The organism is Microcystis sp. T1-4 (assembly GCF_000297435.1).
Classification (GTDB): domain Bacteria; phylum Cyanobacteriota; class Cyanobacteriia; order Cyanobacteriales; family Microcystaceae; genus Microcystis.
In genome coordinates this window covers 1-1,751 of the sequence record NZ_CAIP01000367.1, presented here as the reverse complement: position 1 = coordinate 1,751, position 1,751 = coordinate 1, and the positions used below count along the sequence as shown (strand labels likewise).

2 protein-coding genes and 1 pseudogene are annotated in these 1,751 nt (G+C 38.7%); all 3 read left to right on the top strand.

What is annotated here, in order from left to right; genetic code table 11:
• The first annotated feature begins 133 nt into the window (after positions 1-133).
• Positions 134-277 carry a hypothetical protein gene (locus MICAI_RS26020; RefSeq protein ID WP_157221764.1) on the top strand — a complete coding sequence of 48 codons (144 nt, stop codon included), beginning with the start codon at positions 134-136 and terminating at the stop codon, positions 275-277.
• A 382-nt stretch (positions 278-659) separates the two neighbouring features.
• A complete protein-coding gene (locus tag MICAI_RS26015; protein WP_002783125.1) occupies positions 660-950 on the top strand; it encodes a hypothetical protein in 291 nt (96 codons plus the stop codon).
• Between the two features lie 429 nt (positions 951-1,379).
• Positions 1,380-1,751 (top strand): annotated as a pseudogene (locus MICAI_RS17315) (cation:proton antiporter); the annotation flags it as partial.

Here is a 1,751-nt window from a genome sequence, read left to right as displayed (position 1 = left end):
AGTTAATCATGCTATTAAAAACGGATTTGCTATGATTGGTCAGAGGGACGTTTGCCTCAATCCAGAACATATAGTTCGGAGATTCCAAGGTTAACAACCTGCTACCCCCTGTAGTGCTTAGAGGTGATTAGAAATGTCAAATAATACACCTAAATTGCTAGATGTCATAGCCTTAACCATTGACCTTCCTGTGGCCACCCGAAAAATTCTTGATCAATTGGCACTTGATCGAGGACAATTATCAGTATTCCTGCGCTCAATCAAGAGCGTGCCTTAGCGACTCTGGTTCCACATACGACAACCCCTCGTGGTTCAAGATTTGAAGTGAAAGTCCAAGCTCGCTTCCTTAGAGATCGTTACAATTCCCCATGCAAACCTTTTACGTAAATTAGGAAATCTGACATCTGAGCAAATGATGGAGGTTGATAATGTGTTACTTTTTTGGCTAGGGTTTGAAGAGAGGAATGATCAAGAAAGCGAAGATTAGTCTGTGCGCTAGTTGCAGCGGAAACATAATCAATCGTTAGGGTTTGCGGCAAAAAGTTTTTCGTGGGGTGTGGGGTGTTTAGGTTTATTCAGCAAGCCCTAAATACAATCGAATCCCTATATAATTATTCTAGTATGAGAACATGAGTTGTTCTTAAGGAGCTATCTAAGTCATGACGATCACTATAGAAGATTTGCTGTTATCTTTGCCGCTAGTTAGCAGTGAAGAAATGTTAGCTGGAATGAGTTTTATTAAAAGAGTGATTGTAATTCTGGACTCTAACATTTTAAGCTTATTAGTAACCCCGATCGGTGAAGACTGGCCAGAAGATCAAAAGTTATTTACAGAAGTTTATCAATGTACCGAATGGTTTTATCGTCTGCTGGCAAGAGGAGCTTTTCTGACTTCATCTGATCTATGTGATTATGAGGTTAGACGAGAAGTAAAAGCGTGCAAGAATTAGATAAGTTAAGGAATGTAATTAAGTTTCATAAAGTCAGTTTTATTTTACTACAAAAAGCCGCTTATCTTTGGGCTGAAAAGTTAAAGAAAATATTGATATAGATTGTATCCTATCGGCTCAATGGTCTCTAATCAAAGAAAAATATCCCAGTCGTCGGGTTATTATTGCTACCAAAAATATCAAAGATTTCCAAAACATTACTGATTGCTCCCTCTGGCAAGATATACATTATTAAAGCGCAACCGCTTGCTTTTATTTTTTTCAATAATAATTATAGATCCAAAACAATCTATTTGCCACCCAAAAAATTCTTGATCAATAGGACTCGATCGAGGATAATTAGAGAAAGTATCTTTGCTGGTGAAATTGAGCAGATTAGTCTAGGAAAACCCTGCCCTAGACAAAGTAAAGATCAGAAAATCCTACACCATGAATACTCTAACGATCGCTTGGATAAGTTTACCCTTTTTGAGCGGCTTTATTGGCTATTTACTGTCTCGCTGGGCTAAATATCTGTCCTTAATTACTTCTATTATCTCTCTCGCCTATTCTCTCCTTTTATTTAGCCAATCCTCCCCCATAACCCTCAACCTACTGGATAATTATGGCGTGAAACTGGTAGCCGATCAGTTAAGTGCCTATTTTATCCTCACCAATGCCCTGGTGACCATGGCGGTGATCTTTTATAATTGGGAAAGTAGCAAAACCGCCTTTTTTTACGCCCAAGCTATCATTCTCCACGGCAGCATTAATTCTGTCTTCGTCTGTGAGGATTTTATTAGCGTTTACGTTGCCCTAGAG

Bases quoted from the DNA above. Each gene is read 5' to 3' on its own strand.
- MICAI_RS26020 (WP_157221764.1), top strand. From the start codon at position 134: ATGTCAAATAATACACCTAAATTGCTAGATGTCATAGCCTTAACCATT.
- MICAI_RS26015 (WP_002783125.1), top strand. From the start codon at position 660: ATGACGATCACTATAGAAGATTTGCTGTTATCTTTGCCGCTAGTTAGC.